Consider the following 23,244-nt stretch of genomic DNA (forward strand, 5'->3'; position numbering starts at 1 on the left):
CACGATTATTGATTCTTAACCAAATAGACCCTGCTTTGGCTTCAAAACTTACAGGCTCAAGTACTCAAAAGCAACTTTTTTACAATAACAAATATAATCTTGTGCCTATTTACGCTCACTTGTCGCTACTCACTCGACTAAAGTCGACAAATAACAACTAACCTCTAGGGTGATGCGCTTTATGTAGCTCAGATAATCGTGCTTTGGCAACATGAGTATAAATCTGTGTAGTCGATAAGTCACTATGCCCTAACAATAGCTGCACTACCCGTAAATCTCCACCGTGATTCAATAAATGCGTGGCAAAAGCGTGGCGTAGCGTATGAGGTGATAAAGGCGATTCAATCCCTGCTCTTAGGGCATATAATTTAATCCTATGCCAAAACGTTTGCCGCGTCATTTGCTTCGCCCGTCTTGATGGAAATAACACATCACTAGGCAGATCTTTTAATAAACTCCCTCGACTTTTTACCAAATAATATTCTATTTCGGTCACCGCATACTCACCCATGGGGACAATTCGCTCTTTCCCGCCCTTACCAATAACTCGAACTAAGCCTTGATTTAAATTTATCTCTTCAATTTTTAAGCTAATAAGTTCACTGACCCGTAATCCCGTTGCGTACAAAAGCTCTAACATGGCTTTATCACGGCATTCTATTGCATCTTGCACGTTCGGCTCGTTTAACAGGGCACCGACATCATCTTCACTCAAGGAATCAGGTAACTTTCTCGTCAATTTAGGAGCTTGTAACATCTCCATAGGATCGATATTAATACGATTATTCATTCTTAAATAACCATAAAAGCGTTTTAGACTGCTCATTAACCGAGCACTACTGCTACTGGCAAAGCCTTGCTCAAACCGTTTTTCAAGATAAGCCCGTACATCTGCTTGTTTGACGGCCAACAAAGTCTGCCCTTGATGCTGTAAATAAGTATCAAAATGCACTAAATCACTTCGATAGGCTGCTAAGGTATTATCGCTTAATCCTTCTGTTGACCATAATTCATCTAAAAATGACTCAACTATGGGATCGGGAATATACTCTGCTTCCATTTCTTAAACCTCATCCTAGGATCTGTGTTGTTACATAGCGTCACTTTTATAATAACAATCAAATTTAAACGAAAGGTTTAAATCGGGTTAAACTTTTATCTAGTGGGAAGTCTAGCTGTTTAGATAAAGCTTGAGCATAAGTTTTAAGCTCACTTGCACTAGTATGATCCTGCTGTTTACAGGCAATGATCACCCAATTACCGCCTCCAGTTAAGCACGCTCGAATATCGACAAAATGCATTTGTAAATACGTTAACAGCTGTCTATCTTGGCTATGCTCTTTCCAACAATTGAGCACTAAAAAGCCTTTTTCTTTAATCGCATCCGCGCATAACGCAATAAACTCGGCTGACAATTGCATTTCATCAACCCCTTTGGCATCATAAATATCGGCAAACACGACATCGACTTTTTTATATTGTTTCTCTGTCAAAAAAACCTTTGCGTCTTGATGAACCAAAGTCAACTTCTTACCTATAGGCAACTGAAAAAATCGTTTCGACAACACAATCACTTGCTCTCTTAATTCGACTGCCGTCATTTTAATGCCCGCATCATAATGCTTTAATGCATGAATGAGTCCGCCGCCGCCCAGCCCTAGTATCATGACACGCTTTGGCTGACAAAAGAGTAAAACCAATAACATCGCCTGCACATAAGTATGCTGAGGGATATGGGGCGTTAACTTTAATAATTTACTTTGCTCGTCATTATCTGCAAACGCCAAAATGCGAGTGTCTTTATTGTCTAGCACAATTAACGGCCCATATTCATCATTTGATCGATGTAATACTTTAAAATCTTTCACCCATTGCCTCCCAAATCGATACTGTTTAAACCGTCAAATATCAAAACGGAGCATTCTACCGAGATCTCCCTCCCATGAATAGCCCTGCCTCAGCGACAAACACTATCAGCAATAAGGACTCTCACATTAAAGCGCTAACGTAAAAATAACCCCACTTGCTTTGCTGTACTACTTGCAAGACTTCGATGGTAGAGGTATCTTTGCGACGCATTTTATTTAAGGGCTTTTCATGACCGATTTTGTATATTCTCCTCCCACAACACCTTGGTTAACCATACTTTACCAAGATAAAGATATTATTGTCCTTAATAAAGCCTCTGGACTCTTGTCTGTACCTGGGCGCGGTCCCGCAAATAGTGACAGTATTTACAGTCGTGTATTAGCGGATCATCCTAATGCTCAAATCGTTCATCGCCTTGATATGGCGACATCCGGTGTCATTGTCGTCGCACTCAGACGCAATGCTGAAAAAGAGCTCAAGAGGCAATTTAGAGAGAGAGAAACGCAAAAAACCTATTTCGCTCGAGTCGCAGGTCATGTCAAAGCAGACACGGGTAGCATTAACTTACCACTCATTTGTGACTGGCCTAATAGGCCTAAACAGAAAGTTTGTCATCAAATAGGCAAAGCGTCTCAGACCCATTTTGAAGTCATTAGCCGCGCTAAACGCTCATCGCTGGTCAAGCTCACCCCAATAACAGGTCGCTCTCACCAATTGCGTGTGCATATGATGGCTCTTGGACACCCGATTTTAGGCGATAATTTTTATGCGGATCCGTTGGCCAAAAGACTCGCGACTCGTTTACTCTTACATGCACAATGCTTAACGATCACACATCCTTATTCAGAACAAGAGATGACCTTTAGCTGTGACACACCTTTTATACAGCCCGAAGGCGAGCAATGATCCATTTTCAAAAGATTCTGCGACAGATTAACAATGGAATATGATCAGATTATCTTTGCCTTAATACATATTAAGCGAGATAATCGACACTTTAAAACGTGAATTAATGATGGCATCATCTATATAATCGGTATAAACAATGGAAACTGTATTTAAACGTGATCCGCTAGACAATCAGATCCTTGCCGCCTTAATGCAAGAGGCTCGAACGCCCTTTGCTGAGCTCGCGAAGCGCTTTTCTGTCAGTGCGGGGACGATTCACGTACGCGTTGAAAAAATGAAGCAAGCGGGGATCATTACTGGTGCGCAAATCACCATTGATCCTAAAGCCTTAGGCTATGATGTCTGTTGCTTTATTGGCATTAATTTAAAGAGTGCTGGGGACTATCCTGCCGCGCTCGAAAAACTTAATGCATTAGAGGAGGTCGTTGAAGCTTATTATACCACGGGCAATTTCAATGTCTTTGTCAAGGTCATGTGTCAGTCTATCGATGGTTTACAACATGTCCTCATTAATCGTATTCAATCTATCGATGAGATCCAATCTACTGAAACGTTAATCATTCTACAAAATCCGATCATTAGAAATGTAACACCTTAATATCTACTGAGCTGTATAATAGACATTTTTTACTTTAAAACTCGATACAAAAAGCTTAAAAGAAAAAAGTTGATCCGGTATTAACCCGATCAACCTTTATATTATAAAGTGAATACTGAATAATTTAATACCCAGCATTCATTCACTCATCTTTATGCTGCTAATTTACGACGTAACCAAGCTAGAGGCAATAATGTCAGAGCTATCCAACCTAATGATCCCCCACTAGATTCATTATCAATATCCACACTAGTAGAGGCGATATCAGTATTACCATTACTGTCTGTTACCGTTAAGTCAAAACCTAAAGTATCACCACTCTTGCTCACTAATGGCGTATCAAAGCTGATACTTTGACCTGAAGCATCAAATTCAACACTGGTGCCTGCAGTTTGGACCCACTGATAAGTAAGTTCATCACCATTAGCATCTGAAGAGCCTGACCCATCAAGCGTTAAACTAGCTGCTTCAAGGACACTTTCTGGTGAATTAATAGTAGCTACAGGCGCAACCTCTTGAACACTAAACGTATATTCCTGTTCAACTGTCGTATCACCCATTATATAAGATAATAATAAACTATAGTTATTGGCTTTACTGGGCAACATATCAAAACTAATAGTGGACTCTTCTGTTGACTCCCCTGTTTTTTGAATGACATCCCATTGCACTTCATTGCCAGACATCTGCCCATTTTGAGAGACATTAACAATCTCTACTTCTGTCGGTGTCGTTAAAGTGAAACTGTAGTTCTTATCTTCCTCAGTCGTATTAGGTAAAATATTAAAGCTTACAGTGTTTACTTCACCTGGCACTAACGCATCAGCTAAGCTTTGAGCGAGGACAACGTCATCTTGACGCGTGATAGAAAATGGTATTTGTTTTGACACTGCTTTATCTGCAGACTCAATAATGACAAAACCTTTAGCGTCTTCACTTTTATCCCACTTGAAGGTTAAATCGAACGTGCTTTCACCTTCATCGACACTTGCAAAAACATGTTCACTTAAATTGGCTTCATCAGACGTAATAGATGTCGCCGAAATCAACACTTTATCAACGGCTCCAGGACTTGAAGCTGTATATCCGTCCACCACAACATAATAAGTCCCTGCTGCTAAATCGATGAAAGTCACACTTTCATCAGATGTTGCACCCGCACTACTGCCTATTTTAGCAAAATTCGCATCTAAAATGCGTAAATCGACATCAGGAGCCTCGTCTGATGAAATAGTGAAAGTGACATTATCAACAACCTCATCAAACGTCACAGCAATGTAAGCTAAGTCACCATCTTCAACATCGACTTCCTCAGGCGTAATAAGATCGACAGCTTTATCATAAATACCAATGGTCATACCAGATAGTTCTTTTGAAACCAAGTCAGTATAAGTAATCGCACCTTGATTACTTGATGCCATTATCGATATTTCTGTTGGAATATTGTCATTACCAGCCATCACCGCGACGGGTAATTTCATATCAGGTAGCTTATTCGCTGTCAAACTGATATTGGCAAAATTCCACCCCACATCAGCAGATGAAACATCAGCAGTAATCGTGAGTTCTTGGATGTCACCTTCAGAGACAGTAAATTGAGTAGGAGAAACCGTTAAAGCAAGTCCATCAACTACCCCTTCAGTACCCACAGCCCAAGTCGCATCAGCCGTTGCTTTAACCAGTCTTGTCCAAGTACAAGTATCAACACATTGAGAGTTAGCCATCGTCGGCAAGTTTATCTCAAGGGGTTTACCACCAATACCTGGGTTAGCAGCCATATAACCTTCATAGGTCTCATCCATGATAAGACCCGTTTGTACCGCTGCAGAAATATTCGCAAATCCTGCGCCCATATCAAAGAAGTCTGACGGCGTTACCCCATCCTCTTTATAGGTGTTTTGATCGGCTGTCATCATCAAAGCTGATTGCACTTCAGCTGGAGACCAATCCGGATGTAACTTAGCGATTAAGGTCAATGCGCCTGCAATATGTGGACTGGCCATCGACGTGCCACTTAAAAAGTTAAAATCACTTGGATTAGGACTTTCTTTAAATTTATCCGATTGCTCATCGGCGTAGGCAGCATAAATACTCACACCAGGTGCAGCAATTGACGGCACGATAATATCCGGTACTGATTTATTGGCTCCTCTTGAAGTAAAGTCAGCCGCGATACGAGCAAGGCTTTCATCACGCACGATAGACGTCGCAGAAATACTCGCAGTATGATCATCACCGGTTGCTAGCCACGTTCTTAATGCATCACCTTGGTCCGCATTGATATGAATAGCAGGTAAAGTATGCGCATCGGCAACAACACTGCCAGCCCCATCTTGAAGATTCGCAAGCACAAGACCCGTAGCGCCGCCAGCGAGGACATTTCGACCTTTATCAACACGTGCAATGGCACCCCGATCACAGACTACGATGGTTTCATCGGCAAAAGTATTTTCAGGGAAAGGTTGTAAACACTGAGCTGAGTCATTATCAGGATCATTGGCATTAACAAAGTCTCCTGCATATACAATTGATCCAGTCACTGCACCCGAGGCCGCTTTACCCGTTAATGTGCTTGGCGCAGTGGTATCACCGCCGCCAAAGCCCGATAAGGTTTTTTCAGCATAGTCTCGGTCATGGGTATAAGCCGCAACCGTGGTCAACCAAGGCGCATCACCGGGTGAACCCACGGTTTCTGGATCGGGGCCATCATTACCTGCCGATGTTGCCACATGTATACCCGCTTTTCGGGCAGCTAAAAACGCTAATGCATCGGCATCTTGCCAAGGATCGCTAGTCCCTCCACCAATAGAGTAGTTCAACGCATCCACGCCATTTTCTATGGCATGTTCAACGGCTAAAACCGTTAATGAAGGATAACAACCATTAAAACCGATGGCATCATCATCACCTGGTTTACACACTTGATACGATACGATATTCGCGTGTGGTGCAACCCCTGACATTGAATCGAAAGAAATCCCTAAAGATTTACCGTCAACATCAGAAATAGATTGATTATAAATAACGTTACCCGCAGTGGTACTGGCAGTGTGCGAACCATGACCATCATGATCTTCACCATTTTGTGCCACATCCGGATCATAATCGGGATATTGATCGGTAATTTGCGGCCAACTGTGCACACCAATTAATTTATCATTACACAAATCAGCGTAATCTGCAGCACAATCACCGCTATATTGGCCTTCACCCCAAGGGTTGGTATGATCATAGTTATCTCCGCCAATATCGGCAAAAGAAGGATGATCACTATTCACACCCGTATCAATAATACCGACAACCATACCTTCACCATAAGTTAGGGTACCATTTGCATTGCCATGCCAAACGGCAGGCGCTTGAATAATCGCAGGTCCCGCATCCGTTTGAGTATAACGTAACACCTCACGCTTAATATGAGCAACGCCACTCACAGAAGCCATTTGTTTGGCTTCTGCTTGAGTCATCTCGACCACCATGCCGTTATAAGACAGATTGGTTCTTTGTTTAATTTTTAATGAACCCAGCTTAGATTTAGCCTGATTAATCACTTCATCTTGACGGCTGGTCACATATTGGCGATAGGCCTTCACATCCGTATTGTTAACATCGAGTTTACGACTGCTCGTTTTGGTCACAGCAGGACTGGTTGCCCTAAAGCCTGTTATTTCACCTTCATATAAGGCCACTGGACTCTCATCGAAGCGCACAAAATAACGATAGACTCCAGCGTCTAAATCATTTTCTGGAATAAACACTTTTTGACTGCTTTGAGCGTTAACAAAATTAACGTCTTGTTGTGACTTAGAATCGATGGACTGAATAGCCCCTACGGGCAAATCAGGCTTAGATATCGAAATGCGATATTGATCTGATGCCTGTACATTCATCGCCATGGACATTAACGCTGCTGAAACAGCAACTGCAACTTGACTTCTCATTTATTATTCCCTTTTACATCTTTAAGATGCTTTTAATTATACTTAAAAATCAAACAGTTATATTTTTAATGTATTTATAGCACATCATTATTAGCGCAATGCTTAATCGAAAGCTCCGCATTAAAATAAACCGGCAATTATTATTAACACAAAAAACAAATAAATATCAATTCAAAAACACAAAACAAACAAAAATACTTCATGTAAAATTAATATGAAAAAAATGTGACAAGGATGAATTAACATACTAATAAGAAATAAATTTAGGCGAACATAACTGCCTAACATAAATTTTTACATACAAGGTGAAAACGATAATCAGAAAGGGCATGATTAAATGAAAAGCCCTAGATACTATCTAGGGCTTATTTCAAACTACATAGGTGAGTTTTTAGCAATTGTTTTATCTAATTTCACTCTAACAACTCGCTTATCGGCTTTTAATTGGGCTAACAGTGATAAAAGATCAGCATTTTTATCAGCGGCTAAAATAACTAAATTACTATTATTTTTCCAATCTAAATCTAGATCGTATAACTTAGCGAATTGTTCTGGATCAATACTTTCAGAAAGCTTAACAATTAGCTTTCCTGTCACCATCGCCAAAGAACCACTGGAATTAACCAACAGCTTATCGCCAGCAGATAAAGTTTGAGCTTCTTTAACACCGGCATCTGTTTTGACATAAAATACGTCATTTAGTCCAAAAAATGCTGCCCTTGATTGATTAACTTCAATTTGTTGAGTATTAGTCTCTGTAGATAATTTATCATGAGCCATTATGGAAAATGACGAAAGCCCCAATACTGTTGCTACTGCTACTAAATTTGTTATTTTCATCAGTTACTCCTTAAGATTTTGATTCGGCGTCATGGCCATGAAAACGAATTGACCAATTTTGAAGCTGACCGCTATCTTCATTTTCAATCTCAACAGTATCAATATTATATCTCATGAATGAATATTCACCGCTATTCACATCAATTAGCTTTAATGTCCATTCACCTTTAGTACTCTCACCATAAAATGCGTTAGATAACATAGGAGTATCAACATAGCCAGTAACGATATCAGCCGTGTTATTTGTATCCATAACCCCTTGATAAACTAATCCATTATAAGGAGTCATAATCACACTACGAGTACCCGCAGGAGAAATCAGCTCCACAGCCAAATCAGGAATACGTAAATGATCTGCTGACAACTGAATTTGTACCGCTTCAACAATCATATCATTTTTAACTTCTATGAAATCAGATACTCCCACTAAACTGGCATCAGGGATCGTTTTATTCAAGTCAACAGCGCTATTTATCCAGTCTGTTAATACATACTCACCTAAGTCGGTTTCATAAGATTGAGCAGCTTTGACAGCCGCACTGACATCAACTCGACCAAAGCCATAAAAATCATGAAAACTAAACCCAGCAGCATTTTCAAACCAAGCCGGAACCGCCTCATATTCTTGAGTATCAGACAAAGAAACGTTAATCGGCGCCTTATCGGCATTCACTTTCGTCGATGTCGAGGCTAAGATATGTCTCACATCTCGCCAAGTAAGATCGGGATTGGCGCTCATAATCATAGCGACAGCACCTGTAGTATTAGGTGCTGCTGAAGATGTTCCATTCATCGTAGACATATAATCACACTCTAAATTCAAAGGATGATCACCACCATGGAATGGGGTATTAGGTCGATCTGCACTGATAACATAACCTTTATCACAGCCAGATCTATCAGCCGTCACGATTGCAGGAAAATCGGTTCCATATTCACCGCCAGGTGCAGTAACAAAAATATTTGCCCCTACAGAAGAATAACTAGATAGTTCTCCAGATGCATTAATTGCCGATACCACTAAATTATAAACATCGGCATTACTTGCTGTCATGTTAGAATTATGAAAAGGTAAACCATTATTGGCCGCTTTACCTTCATCACGCGCCGTAAAATAGTCAGCAGGTAACCAATACACACCACCATAACTAAAATAGTTATAACCATTACCTGCTGATTTTACAAAAATACTGCCTTTACCATCAAAGCTATTGACTGTCGTTTCAGCATAAACTTCTGTTTCATTTTCATTAAAAAGATCTGGAAAGGGAACTGAATAACCATAACTTTGGTTAAATACTCTTGCGCTATCACTATAGGCCGTAGCACCATGTGACATCACAAAATTTTCAAAACTTTGAGCATTTTCGACGCCATCAGGATCGCTATCTAAGAAATTAAAGCCTATCAGCTTGGCTTCTGGTGCAACACCACGGCCACCCATCCCATTCCAACCAGCGGCAGCAATAATACCACCGACAGCAGTACCGTGAGCATAACCATCATTAAGCGAAGTAGGGTCAACAGTCCCTGTAATTAGATTATAAGAACCACCAGAAACAACATTAGCTTTTAAATCTGGGTGATTAATTTCAAGTCCCGTATCGACTACAGCAACAATCACACCTTGACCTTTAACACCTGATGTAATGGCCTCATTCACATTCATATCTTCACCCGCAACACCACGATTAATCGCAAATGAATTTTGTGCTGTATTACTTAGATGCCATTGATGAGGATAAAGAGGATCACCACCTGTAATTTGAATAGTTAAAGTGGAAATAGATTCACTTTCCCCATCACTCACTTTAAAACTGATAGTTTCAGTACCTTCTAATGCATCCGTCACATAAGTAAATTGGCCTGTACTAGCATCTGTAATATCAAAAACACCCAATTTAACATCATCGGAATTAACTAATGAAAAGGTCATATTTCCTTCTGCATCAGTCCCTTCCAATTGACCCGTTATTTGTATCGCTTGAGCAACATTATAAGTAACATCCATACTTTGTGGACTAGTATTTGCAATTTCAGCTGTCTCTTTAGACTTATCGTTGTCGCTGCCACAACCTGCTAATAATGCAGTTATAATGCTCAGTGTAATGAGTGACTTACGCATATTTCAATATCCTTACTATGAAAAAAACTCCATATCACCGAGAATAATCTTGGAAATACTCTGTTATTTTTATTTTTATTTTCCTGAATTATATCAAGAAATAAGACACAAAAATAACCTATAAAGAACACATATTCAACATTAAAAATAAAAATAAAACCATTTAACTACAATTAAATCAACTCATATGTTTCATTTAGGAACATGCACGTATACAAATAAAAGGTAATAATTTATATTTAACCAATAGAAAGGGCGTGAATATCACGCCCTTTTTTATTTCAACTTGATGGGTTAGCGCTCTTTAACCGAGCTCACTATCAGCCTCTAGATGACCCTTATTCATCGATTTTTTAATCCCTGACCAACGCCACAGATAAAACACCACTGGCAACACCAATAAGGTCAATATTACCGCACTCATCATACCGCCAACCATCGGGGCGGCAATACGACTCATGACTTCAGAGCCTGTACCTGTACCATATAAAATCGGTAACAGACCTATGATGATGGCGGCAGCCGTCATAATCACGGGACGGACTCGCTGACCCGCGCCATATAACACGGCCTTGAAGATATCGCTTTGGGTCGTTTGATGATGACTGCTCAGATGCTCATCCAACATCTTGTCGTACGATTGGTTTAAATACACTAACATGATGATCCCAATCTCAACGGCCACCCCCGCAAGTGCAATAAAACCGACCCCCACGGCGACAGAAAAGTTAAACCCTTCAAGGTACATCAACCAAATGCTGCCCACCATGGCTAAAGGTAAGGTGCCCATGATAATAGCGACTTCAATGAAGTTTCTAAAATTTAAAAACAACAGCACCACAATAATTGCCAAGGTCAGCGGCACCACATAACTGAGTTTTTCTTTCGCCCGTTGCATGTATTCATACTGGCCGGCCCACGTAATCGAATAGCCCACAGGTAAAACTAACTTCTCAGCCAATATTTTTTGAGCATCCTCCACATAAGTGCCGACATCCACGCCATCAATGTCGATAAACGCCCAACCATTTAAACGGGCATTTTCAGACTTGATACCCGGTGGCCCATCTTCAATAAACACATTGGCCACATCACCTAATGAAATACGTTGTCCATTTGGCGTCACTATGGGCAGTAAGGCTAATTGCTCAGGTGAATCACGATAATCTTGAGGGTAACGTAAGCTCACCGGATAGCGCTCAAGCCCTTCAACGGTTTCGGTGACATTCATTCCGCCAATGGCAGTGGCGACCACTTGTTGTATATCTGAGATATTCAATCCATAACGCGCCGCTTTCCCGCGCTGAATATCCACTTTGACATAGCGCCCGCCTGCCACTCGCTCAGCATAAACAGACGCCGTGCCTGGCACATCTTTCAAAATCGTTTCAATCTGCTTACCAATATCTTGGATCACACCTAATTTGGGGCCCGCTATTTTAATCCCCACAGGTGTTTTGATGCCGGTGGCGAGCATATCGATACGCGTTTTAATCGGCATGACCCAAGCATTCGTCACACCAGGGAGTTTAACCAATGCGTCCAATTCCTTTTTCAATTTCTCCGTCGTCAAGCCTTTACGCCATTGATCCTTTGGCTTTAATTGAATAAAGGTTTCTATCATGGTGAGCGGCGCTGGATCCGTCGCCGTTTCCGCACGGCCCACCTTACCAAATACCGTTTTCACCTCAGGCACCGTTTTAATAAGTTTATCGGTCTGTTGCAGTAGCTGCCTAGCCTCACCAATAGAAATACCCGGATAAGTGGTCGGCATATACATGAGATCACCTTCATCAAGTGGTGGGATGAACTCACTGCCAATTTTATGTAATGGATAAACGCCAATACCCACTAATATCAACGCCGCCACGAGTGTCGATTTGGGGTAATGCAACACCGTTTTTAGCGCGGGCATATACATCGCCGTCAATAAACGATTCACGGGGTTTTTATGCTCAGGTAGCACCTTTCCCCGAATAAAATAGCCCATTAATACTGGTACCAGCGTAATTGCCAAGATAGCAGATGCAGCCATCACATAAGTTTTAGTAAAGGCCAAAGGCGCAAACATACGCCCTTCTTGGGCCTCTAAGGTAAACACCGGAATAAAACTCACGGTGATAATCAATAGACTAAAAAATAACGCAGGACCCACCTCACTGGCTGATTCAATCACCACCCGCCAACGATTCTCTTTTGTCAGAGGCGTTTTCTCCATGTGCTTATGCATATTCTCAATCATGACAATGGCACCATCAATCATAGCCCCAATGGCAATAGCGATCCCACCAAGCGACATGATATTGGCATTCAACCCCTGAAAATACATGACGACAAAAGCCATTAAAATGCCAACTGGTAAACTGACTATCGCCACTAAGGATGAGCGGAAATGAAACAGAAACACCATGCAAACCAGGGCAACAACCACAAATTCTTCCAATAATTTATGAGTCAAGTTGCTTACCGCGCGTTCAATAAGCGCGGATCTATCATAAACTGTCACAATTTCAACGCCCTCTGGTAAACTTTTCTTGAGCTCATCGAGTTTAGCCTTGACGCCATTAATGACTTGCTGTGCATTTTCACCAAAACGCATTACCACGATACCGCCAACGGTTTCACCTTCACCATTGAGTTCTGCAATTCCGCGGCGCATTTGTGGACCCGTTCCAATGTCAGCGACATCTTTTAATAGCAGGGACGTACCATTTTCATTTGTCCCGAGGGGGATGTTTTCTAAATCTTCAATACTTTTGATGTAACCCGTGGCTTGGACAATGTATTCCGCTTCAGCCATCTCCACCACAGATGCACCAATCTCTTGGTTACCCTGTTGAATAGCCGTTTGGATTAAAGACAAGGGAATACCAAATGCCCGCAGTTTATTGGGATCGACTTTCACTTGATATTGTTTGACCATACCGCCTAGAGCGGCCACTTCTGACACACCCGGCACCGTTTGCAGCTCAAACTTTAAAAACCAGTCTTGTAAACTGCGGAGCTGACTTAAATCCAATTTGCCTGATTTATCAATCAAGGCATATAAATATACCCAGCCCACCCCCGTCGCATCAGGGCCTAATTGCGATTTAGCACTGGTCGGTAAACTGGAGGTAACTTGACTTAAATACTCCAGTACTCGAGAACGCGCCCAATATAAATCTGTTTTCTCGTTAAAAATAACATAGACATACGAAGCCCCAAAAAATGAATATCCACGAACGGTCACCGCCCCCGGCACAGATAACATCGCCGTTGTTAATGGATAGGTGACTTGATCTTCCACAACTTGTGGCGCTTGTCCAGGATAATCCGTCTTAATGATCACTTGCACGTCAGATAAGTCAGGAATGGCATCAACAGGGGTATTTTTAACCGCATACAAGCCAATACCAACAAGAATAAATGTCGCTAATAAAACCAAAAAACGGTTATTCACCGACCAACGAATAATAGACGTCAGCATTATTTACGCCCTCCTATACTTTAACGTGAGCATCTAAACCAGCGGGTTTATCACTGGATAGAGAATGATTTAATATTGTTATTTTATTGATAATAAACTCACCCTCTTTCACTTCAAAAGTAAACTCAACCTTCATACCTTGTTTTAATGCCGTCATATCGATGGCTTTATTCACTATAAAGTCCATGGTTGCCGCGGGTCGCCCCCATTTTTTTATCGGTCCACGGCTAATATTCAACATATTATGTGTCATCATCACAACGTTAATCACACCAGAAGCCGTGGCGACATTGTTCTTACCGGTTTTATTTTTTCTATCATTCATGTCACTCATGTCATGATCCATACGTTTAAAATCAGAGGTTTTACTCGACTCTGAATCTAATAAAAATTGTGCCGAACTCACCACTTTCTCGCCAGCATACAAGCCACTTAAAATTTCAACATCATTCTCATCAAAACGCCCTGCGGTTACCGCGACGGATTTAAAATGTCCCTCACCTAAGGCCAGCACCACTCGGTCTTGGCTGCCTGTTCGAATAAGCGCTTCTTTTGGGATAAGTAATGCCTTATTGCCAGCACTCACATCAATTCTAATGTGGGCAAACATGTTAGGTTTAAATTCTCCGTCTTCATTATTAAATAGCAGCCTCACTTTCATCGTACGGCTTTTTGCATCAAGACTGGGATAGACATAATTAATCTTGCTTTTAAAGACTTTACCGGGAAGATAATCTAACGTCATCACAACAGGCATACCCACTCTGACCTGCGCCGCTTGGCTTTCAAAAATCTCGGCTTCGACCCACACATCCGCCAAATTACCTATCGACATAAGTGTCGAGCCCGGTTTCACATAAAAACCTTCCCGAATATCCAGCTTTTCAATCACGCCATCTTGAGGTGAATAAAAAGTAATGGTTTGTTGTACTTTCTTATTTTTTATCAACTGATTAATTACAGATTGAGGTAACTGTAACGCCAGTAAACGATCTTCTGCAGCTTTCATTAAGCGTTTATTCTTACGATCTAAAGCCAATAATAGTTCTTCTTGACCATTCACTAATTCTGGTGAATAAATGTCATAAAGGGCTTCCCCTTCTTTCACTGGATCCCCTACGGCCTTAACATGTAATCGCTCTATCCAGCCTTCAACCCGAGGATGGATATGTATGATGGTATCTTCATCATAAGCCACATAACCTACGGTATCGATTTCTGAATGCAGTGCGCTATAACCCACCACAACCGTTCTCACGCCCAAATTATTAACCACATCAGGCGATATTCTAATGGTTCCGGGTCCGGCATCAGGTCCCTTCCCCCCCTCATCATAAACAGGGATTAAGTCCATCCCCATGGGAGATTTTCCCGGTTTATCTCGTGTATAATTGGCATCCATGGGCGCCACCCAATATAAGATTTTTCTCTCTGCTGGAGCAGTACCCTTTATATTATTTGTGGAAACAGGTGCAATAAATTGATAATAAGCCAAGATCACTACGGCACCAATCACCAGCCCAATAAGCAATGATTTAATATTAATGTTCATTTTAACGCTCCCTTTGTTCCATCTCTCTTTTTGCTTACTAAGTGGTTATTAATTTTATTTATCGTGACTTGTTGCTTCTCACCAACAAATAAATAATTGAGCTCTAAGCGAATTTTTTGTTGCTCGACATCTAGAGATAATTTATCTATTTCAGCATTCAGTACCGTAATACGCGAACGCACCACATCTGAAAAGTCACCATCATCATTGGTATATGCCGTTAACGATGCTTCAGCTTCGTCGTTAACTTGGGGGAGTAACTTACTGGTATATAAATGCTGTCGTTGATTAACACTCAACAACCGTCCTGTATCACTCAGATAAATACCCAGTAAATCTCTGAGTAATAGCATTTTGTCAGTTTTCACCGCTTCAGTATCTGAAATGGCCGCTTTGACTTCCTGATCTTGACGATTTTCGGTAAAAATAGGTAAATCAAAACTTAAACCCACTGACATAAAATCAGAACGACTGACCCCAGTAGGATCATCCGCTCGATAACCATAACTGGCATTTAGCCCCCATTCAGGCTTGTATTTTTGATTCGCAATATCAATGCCCGTTTTCGTCGCATTGATTTTTTTATCCATGGCCATAACCGATGGATGCAACGCAAAAAACGGCATTAATGCTTCTGGACTCATTACCTTACCCGCCTTAAACAACTCAGCATGACGGAGCTTAATATTGGGTATTTGAGTACTTATCTCAATATTATGACTTGTCCATCCATTTGAATAACTTGAAAGAAGCTGTCCACTACCATTATCTGAAAAATCACTCAGCCATTGAGATAGTTGGCCTTTGACTCGATACTCTTCTTGCTTTAACTTATCGACTCGCTCATTTAAACGCGTCAATTCAAGCTGAGCCCGAATAATATCTTGCTGATTTGTCCTGCCAAAGGCTGCCGAATAACTCGCTTGAGTAATGTCCACCATCTGTTCAAATAACGAATGGTTATCATGTATTAACGTAATACTTTGTTGGATCTGATAAATATCAAGCCATAAACTCCCCACCATCACCGCCACTTTAGCCGCTCTATCTTCTCTCAAAAAGGGATAGGCCTCACTCTGGATCGCTAATTGGCGAGTTTTCAGGGTGAGGGTATTACCACGGGAAAATGTTTGTGACACACCCACTTTAAGCTGGGTCATCGCCTCTTGCCCTAAATCAAAACTGTTAACAGGTAAGTTAGCCATATCTAACGAAACTTTAGGATCAGGTAAGGTGCCTACCAGCTTACTCCTTGACTCTATTGCCTGCTGTTGATGAAGATTACCGGTTATCCAAGGATCGTTTTGTTGAGCTAAGTAAATAGCTGTTTCAAAATTAAGGCCTGAAGGCAGGTCTTTATCCTTGCTTTCGATCGCCTCCACTTGAAAATGAATACCGAAGAAGATAGTCATGCCCAAAATCATCCACTGACTCTTATTTATACGCTTGCGCATTCGAGAGCTCCCCTCAAATTCATAAAGTTAATTATGACATTATTGTTGTAGACCCAAGGAAGTCGATATTAATGAAAAATAAACACTTTTCACTTAAACCTTGCATCATAATTTATTTCAAATTCAAGTCAGCCTTGGTTCAACACCAATGACGTTAAAATAGGTTATGTTCTTATATCTCATTCAGCAGATAGTGCTGAAGTCAGCTAAGTTTAGATATCACCTAAAATATAAGAACAACTCACCTTATTTAACAAGCAAACTAAATAGAATTTATGCTAAAGAAAAAATACAATTAGCTAATGGGAGGTTTATATACAGAAGAGGTCACCGACGCTAATATTGGCGTGGTAATAGAAGGAAGCCGAGAAAGCAATAACAGTATAGGTTCATGCGGACTCAATTGATGCGTTAACGCGGGTGAAGAACATGACATTAAAACACAAACACATTGATTGCATTGTTGATTTCCTTGTTCTACATTTTTATCAGAACAAAACATCTTCAACTTATTCTCACCATGAAGCATTGTTTCGCTCATATGCTGCATTGATAACTGACTTGTTATCACACCCGTTTTCATATCAGCTTGCATACTCATTTCATTCATATCATCACAAGACATCACCAAACCCGCCATCGACTGAGTAACAAAACTCAAACACAATAGCGAAATCAATAATATTCTTTGAATAAACTGAATGATTAAGAACACATAACACTCTCAAAATGAAAAGAAGCACTAGATTAACATTTAACAAAAACAATTCAAGCGAAATACTGCCACCATGTGATTTAAGCTGTTCGTTTCAGAGCCTAATCACCCTGTTCAATGACACTCCCCCTCAAAAGGCGGGTAAATACACCCTGTTTGTCCATAAATATCACTCTTTCATCCTATTGTTCATGACTCTTTCAATCCATAGGATAAAAGAGTTGTTTCCTAATAAATAATGGCTGTAGTGATTTATAACACTTTATTTTTAAATCATTTTATTTGAAATGGATGTCACTCTTTTAATGATCACTCTAATGGATATAATACATAATGAGAAATAATAAGGTTAGCTGTATTTTCTTGGCTATTTCAGCTGCGCTCAGTGCTCAAACTCTTGCCGCAAATAGTGTCTATGTGTCAAGTTTCACTCATTCAGCATCCAGCAATAACATTCATACCGCTCTGATGTTAGAAGCAGGTAGCCATTTTCAAGTCGCCAAAGCAATCAACCTCAACAAGTCCACGACCAAACAACGTTTACAACAATACTTCTTTGACATCCCCGTGTTTGGCCACACCATTAGCGCAAATGTGTCCTCCATGGGGGTATATTCTAGCCTTAAAGGAAAATTGCTCAGTAACATCGCCAAACCAAGTGCTTTCACAACCCCAACAATCACTCCATCTGAAGCCTTAAGTGCCTCCAAAGCGAAGCAAGAAGACAAGGATGTTCAATCCCATAATGAACAAGCCAATTTATGGGTTTACTTAGATGATGCCCTACAAACAAGGTTGGTCTATATCACCTCCTATGTTCAATATGGTGAGCAACCCACCCGCCCTTTTACTCTCATCGATGCCCACAGCGGGGAAATCCTTAAGCGTTGGGAAGGGCTTACCTTTGCAGCCATAGGTACTGGCCCTGGTGGAAACAGTAAAACAGGGCAATATGAATATGGAATCGATTTTGACTTTCTTGATGTCACAACCAACAACGATACCTGCATCATGGACTCACCCAATGTAAAAACAGTTAACTTAAATCACCGAGAGTCGGGAAATAATGCCTTTGAATACACTTGTCCTCGCAATACCATAAAATCTGTTAATGGTGCTTTTTCACCACTCAATGATGCGCACTTTTTTGGCAATGTTATCTATAACATGTACAGCGAGTGGTATAACACCGCACCACTGAGCTTCCAATTAACCATGCGAGTGCATTATTCAAAAGGATTTGAAAATGCTTTCTGGGATGGCAGTGCCATGACTTTTGGTGATGGTATGACCCGCTTTCACCCGCTAGTTAGCTTAGATGTGTCTGCCCATGAGGTCAGTCATGGTGTGACTGAACAAAATTCAGGCCTCATTTATATGAATCAATCTGGCGGCATGAATGAAGCGTTCTCTGATATGGCTGGAGAAGCTGCTGAATTTTACATGCATGGCAGCAATGATTGGCAAGTCGGCGCCGATATTTTTAAAGGTGATGGTGCATTACGTTATATGAATGAGCCCACGCTCGACGGCCGCTCAATCGATAACCCTGATGATTATTTCGATGGCATCAATGTACATTACAGCTCAGGTATTTTTAACCAGGCCTTTTATACTTTAGCCACCACACCCAATTGGGATACACGTAAAGCCTTTGAAGTCATGCTATTAGCAAATCAAATTTATTGGACTGCCGATAGCCACTTTTGGGACGGCGCTTGCGGGGTAAAAAATGCCGCCTTTGATTTAGGCTATAACGCTGAAGACATTATTAACGCCTTTCATGCGGTAGGTGTCGAAGCCTGTGTTGAGCCCGAGCCGCTCCCCATTCCAGAGCCTATTGTATTAGATAACAATACGCCCATTGACGTCTCGGCCGCGACAGGCAATCAAACTTATTACACCTTCAATGTCGACACTGAACTCAATGACATCAATATTGCGCTCTCTGGCGGGACTGGCGATGCGGATCTCTATGTCAAATATGGCGAAGCCCCCACCTTTAACCGTTTCGATTGCCGCCCTTATTTAGCCGGTAATGATGAAGCTTGTTCATTGCCTTCATCTGCAGCCGGTGTTTACTGGGTGATGGTGCATGCATGGTCAGCGTACGATGATGCACGTTTAATCGCCAGCGCAGAGGCCCTCACCCCGAACGAACTCCCTGTTGCTGACTTTACCGCCGAATTTTCTCATGGTTTAGCAAACTTCAACAGCACCAGTGTTGATAATGATGGCACGATTGACACTTGGTATTGGGACTTTGGCGATGGCAGTCAAGCACAAGGCGAACACGTCACTCATCAATATACGAATTCAGGTGAATATGCCGTCACGCTTAGCGTTCAAGACAATCAAGACGGTACTGGCTTGAAAGCACAGTATTTTGTGGTAGAAGCCTCCAATGATAACTTTCCGCTCATTATCAAAGCCGTTAATCAATCTCGTCAAGGCAGTGCCCGAGTATCTCTAGATTGGAACAATCTCGATGACAACGCGTTTCTGATTTACCGAGATGGCATACAAATAGGCAGCGCTAACAATAGCCAGTTTATCGATCGCTTTAACACTAATGCCGTCAGCGAGGTGACTTATCAAGTTTGTACTTCAGCAGGGATATGCTCTACGCAACAAGTGGTCAACTTTGAAAATTAACGCTTAATCCTGAATGAAAGCAAGCAATATCAGCCCCGTTAGACGGGCTGGTATTTGACATATGAAGCCTCCACTTTAAACATCAAAGATTATTGTTTCGGTGGCTTCAAGTTTTTATTATCATAAATTTCTTGTAATAACGCTTGGCTCACTCGGCAATAAGGTAACTCTGTACCAGACAACTTACGCTGTAATTTTGTCTTCAAAGACGGATTTTCACAGCGATGTTTAGCCCACTCGTATAATGACGCTTTCTCAAAACCGATATTGCTGAGACGTAAATCTTCGACGTTGGCTTTTTTTAATAACAACCTAAGCGCTTGCTCATTGCCATAATGCGCTGCAAGCGAAATGGCCGTATTACCCGACTCATCTGTAATCCCTAAATCCTTAGGGGAGATTCTTTCAATGGCCATTTTCTCCAATTCAGGCAATTGCTGATACACCATGCCCATTAATGCCGTTTGTCCCTGATGATATTGTTTACTTAAATTGTTAGCCGACATAAATTCGGGCGCTTTAACAGACAAGTATTTTACCATGTCAAGATTACGAGCTAAAATGCTCGGATGCGAAAAACACAGATCCCACACGGTTTGCCCCGCAGCATTGGTCACATAACAATCTTTCTCCGTCATTTTAGCCATTAAAATCTGCTTAACGTCGGGGGCATTCTGGCTTAAATTAGCCAAACTCAATTTTGGTTGATAATTTTCAATTAACGCCATCAGTAGCGTATTATGAGTACGAGCATCTTTGACACTCAAATCTAATTCGTGCTGATTTTGATTGACTAATAATTCAAATATTTTAGGCGTATATAAGGCGGTGAAAAGCGGATGTCTCCCCTGCTTATCACATTGTGACAGTGACAGATTATCTTGTAATAATAGCCACTTCACCATCGCACTATCTTCACGAGAGATGGCTTGAATTAAAGGTGTTTGGCCTTGTTGATTAATAACCGCATTCACATCAATATGAGAATGATGTTTAAGTAACGCATCCAATAATGGATAGCCTGCTTTTGTTTGTAATGTAAATTCAAAGCAAGCCGTAAACATTTTATGTGCTATCTGTTTATTGTTAAAAGAAGGGTGCTGAATTAAAAAGGTTATTTTCTCTGCCAATGCATCTTTTTTAACTGAATCCATTGCTAAGTAATACGCTTCGGATGCGTATTGTATGGGTAACCGACCTTGCTTATCTTTCACTTCCATCGCCTTGGGATCAAGCTTTAATAAACGCTTCAAGTCATCCACACTCGTATTTTCACTCAGTAAGGCTTGTGTGAAACCTGAGCGAATATTGACTTCTTCATCATGAGTTATACCAAACATTTTGGCACCACTCATGGATTCAAGATAAGGTTTAGTATCCACCTCAAACGAGTACGTTCGATTTCTTCCTTGTGTTTCTTGATATATACGCGCCACCTCATTGACGTCTTTTGCATAAGGGGAAAGGTGATCCCAAAGCTTATTCGCCCTAAGCAAAATCTCCTCACAGATCTCAAAACTGGGGACAATCTTTTTGTACTCCTCCTGAACACTCGATTGTAAATATTTACTAGAATCGACACACCCAAGCAATGCATCTTTTTGTGCGATATTAAAGACGCTTTTTTTTGTTTCCGTTAAAATTGTTAGCATCTGTTGACGCATTTTTTCACCTTCCACTCCCGTGGTCGGCGGCGCGGTTTTACTAATCGTCACCGCTTTAAAATGACTGTCTTTATATAAAACAGGTGTCGGTGTTAAACACCATGCATCGACTACCACAGCATTATCATCAGGCCTTCCCTGTTTATTTAAATGACCAATAATCACCACGGAATGATCGCCATCCCAAGCACCTAAGTGAATAGGCATACTATGCTGCTCTGCGGCTAATTTAACAAAAAGCAAGCGCCCAACATCCCCACAAAAAGAACCTTGCGTCACCCTTGCTCGAAATACAGCCTGTCCTAATTCATCCCAATTATTGTAGGCCGTTTGGTTCACCTCGCCATTGGCCTTATCAATAAATAAATTAATGCGCTTGCCTGCCATCGCATTAATGTAACTTTGACCACTCGTCACTTGTATATGATTCTTTTGATTACCAATATATTCAATTCCCTCATCATATTTTATCGATAAAATGGTTCTCTTGGCTTTCACTAAATGATCCATCAGCTCAGTCGATACGGGAACACGCTTAGCGTTATCGCCAGTATTGGTTGGCATAAGCTCTACAGATTGCTCATCAACATGAAAATGTCGAATAGGAGATGGAATAAAATTATTTAAATCAGGCATAATGTTTAATATAAAGATCTTATTAGATAATAGTAAGTGATTTCAGAAGGAATACGCTTAATCAACACCCTTAAATCGAATGATAATTGAACAGTGTTTTTTGGCTAATTTTAATAACGCGATAAATTATAACTTCTAATTCAAAGGGGGTTATTTTAACAATAGGGTAACTTTCATTATAAGCTATATATTTCTTATCTGGCGTAATAGAAAAAGAACCGTCTAAAACGGCTAAATAATTAGCCTCTAGTAAAATTTCATAAGCTTGTTGGCGGGTATTTTCAGCAATGATTTTTATATAACTGATAATATGAACACTCTGGGTTTCATCAAAAAAAACAATGTGTACATCAAACTTTTCATCGACACAGAATGAAGCGCAATCATTTAATACGCTTAATTTATTACCAATTGAAATGTTATTATAATCTTCAATAAAGCTTTCAAATATGGGGCTATTTTTCATCGATACGTTAACTTAATAAATTAAATACATTTCAATTTAAGCATTCTAGTTTTTATTTAACTGACCCGTCAAACACTTATTAACTATGACTAATTAACAATGTTTAAACGCTGCTATTTTAACCTGAAATAAATCAATACGTTTATTAAACGATCCAAGTTTGCATTTTTATCAGAAACTAATAAAAAATATCACAGCCCATCTCACAAATAATCGATAATATAAACACTCTACATCCCCCCCAGGGCGGGATCGCACTTTGTTAACAAAGATTGAATCTGCTGAATTACTGTGATCTAATCGCACCTCACTTTCTGAGAGGTAACCCAATGACCCTGATCGAACACCTTA

The 23,244-nt window shown here is 40.7% G+C and carries 14 protein-coding genes; 3 read left to right on the forward strand and 11 right to left on the reverse strand.

The features are described from left to right. Positions 1 to 157 precede the first annotated feature (157 nt). Both xerD and L2764_RS02300 read right to left on the reverse strand, forming a co-directional pair. A complete protein-coding gene (gene xerD / locus L2764_RS02295) occupies positions 158 to 1,060 on the reverse strand; it encodes a site-specific tyrosine recombinase XerD (RefSeq protein ID WP_248938625.1) in 903 nt (300 codons plus the stop codon). Between the two features lie 64 nt (positions 1,061 to 1,124). After that, a complete protein-coding gene (locus L2764_RS02300) occupies positions 1,125 to 1,868 on the reverse strand; it encodes a spermidine synthase (RefSeq protein ID WP_248938626.1) in 744 nt (247 codons plus the stop codon). Between the two features lie 229 nt (positions 1,869 to 2,097). Here L2764_RS02300 and rluA point away from each other — a divergent pair, with 229 nt between their 5' ends. Both rluA and asnC read left to right on the forward strand, forming a co-directional pair. Then, entirely contained in the window at positions 2,098 to 2,775 is a 678-nt protein-coding gene (rluA, locus tag L2764_RS02305; protein WP_248938627.1) for a bifunctional tRNA pseudouridine(32) synthase/23S rRNA pseudouridine(746) synthase RluA, read from the forward strand. Between the two features lie 139 nt (positions 2,776 to 2,914). Next, positions 2,915 to 3,376, forward strand: coding sequence for a transcriptional regulator AsnC (asnC, locus tag L2764_RS02310; RefSeq protein WP_248938628.1), 462 nt, complete (start codon positions 2,915 to 2,917; stop codon positions 3,374 to 3,376). A gap of 152 nt (positions 3,377 to 3,528) precedes the next feature. Here the strand turns inward: asnC and L2764_RS27645 are convergent, their stop codons facing one another. From L2764_RS27645 to L2764_RS02345, 7 genes are all read right to left on the reverse strand, one after another. Then, positions 3,529 to 7,317 carry a S8 family serine peptidase gene (locus tag L2764_RS27645; protein ID WP_283106882.1) on the reverse strand — a complete coding sequence of 1,263 codons (3,789 nt, stop codon included), beginning with the start codon at positions 7,315 to 7,317 and terminating at the stop codon, positions 3,529 to 3,531. Positions 7,318 to 7,692: 375 nt separating this feature from the next. Further along, positions 7,693 to 8,157: a serine protease external chaperone gene (locus L2764_RS02320; protein WP_248938629.1), complete on the reverse strand. Its 465-nt coding sequence runs from the start codon at positions 8,155 to 8,157 to the stop codon at positions 7,693 to 7,695. A 10-nt stretch (positions 8,158 to 8,167) separates the two neighbouring features. Continuing rightward, the gene (locus L2764_RS02325; RefSeq protein ID WP_248938630.1) at positions 8,168 to 10,282 is read right to left on the reverse strand and encodes a S8 family serine peptidase; all 2,115 of its coding nucleotides are present in this window, start codon (positions 10,280 to 10,282) and stop codon (positions 8,168 to 8,170) included. 304 nt (positions 10,283 to 10,586) lie between these two features. Further along, a complete protein-coding gene (locus tag L2764_RS02330; protein WP_248938631.1) occupies positions 10,587 to 13,751 on the reverse strand; it encodes an efflux RND transporter permease subunit in 3,165 nt (1,054 codons plus the stop codon). Between the two features lie 13 nt (positions 13,752 to 13,764). After that, positions 13,765 to 15,303, reverse strand: a complete 1,539-nt coding sequence (locus L2764_RS02335) for an efflux RND transporter periplasmic adaptor subunit (RefSeq protein WP_248938632.1) — start codon at positions 15,301 to 15,303, stop codon at positions 13,765 to 13,767. Further along, positions 15,300 to 16,757, reverse strand: coding sequence for a TolC family protein (locus L2764_RS02340; RefSeq protein WP_248938633.1), 1,458 nt, complete (start codon positions 16,755 to 16,757; stop codon positions 15,300 to 15,302). Before L2764_RS02340 ends, L2764_RS02335 begins: the two co-directional genes overlap by 4 nt. Positions 16,758 to 17,052: 295 nt before the next feature. Further along, a complete protein-coding gene (locus L2764_RS02345; protein WP_248938634.1) occupies positions 17,053 to 17,472 on the reverse strand; it encodes a hypothetical protein in 420 nt (139 codons plus the stop codon). A 333-nt stretch (positions 17,473 to 17,805) separates the two neighbouring features. On the opposite strand from L2764_RS02345, the gene L2764_RS27650 reads away from it, so the two are divergent. Further along, complete coding sequence (locus L2764_RS27650) at positions 17,806 to 20,127, forward strand: M4 family metallopeptidase (RefSeq protein WP_283106883.1); 2,322 nt, start codon at positions 17,806 to 17,808, stop codon at positions 20,125 to 20,127. Positions 20,128 to 20,216: 89 nt separating this feature from the next. Here the strand turns inward: L2764_RS27650 and L2764_RS02365 are convergent, their stop codons facing one another. Further along, positions 20,217 to 22,427 (reverse strand): ankyrin repeat domain-containing protein, encoded by a 2,211-nt coding sequence (locus tag L2764_RS02365; protein ID WP_248938635.1) that lies wholly within the window; start codon positions 22,425 to 22,427, stop codon positions 20,217 to 20,219. A gap of 70 nt (positions 22,428 to 22,497) precedes the next feature. After that, on the reverse strand, positions 22,498 to 22,893 hold the full coding sequence (locus L2764_RS02370; protein ID WP_248938636.1) for a type III secretion system chaperone family protein: 396 nt from the start codon (positions 22,891 to 22,893) through the stop codon (positions 22,498 to 22,500). Positions 22,894 to 23,244 lie beyond the last annotated feature (351 nt).

Origin of the sequence: Shewanella surugensis (assembly GCF_023284005.1) — a bacterium.
Classification (GTDB): domain Bacteria; phylum Pseudomonadota; class Gammaproteobacteria; order Enterobacterales; family Shewanellaceae; genus Shewanella; species Shewanella surugensis.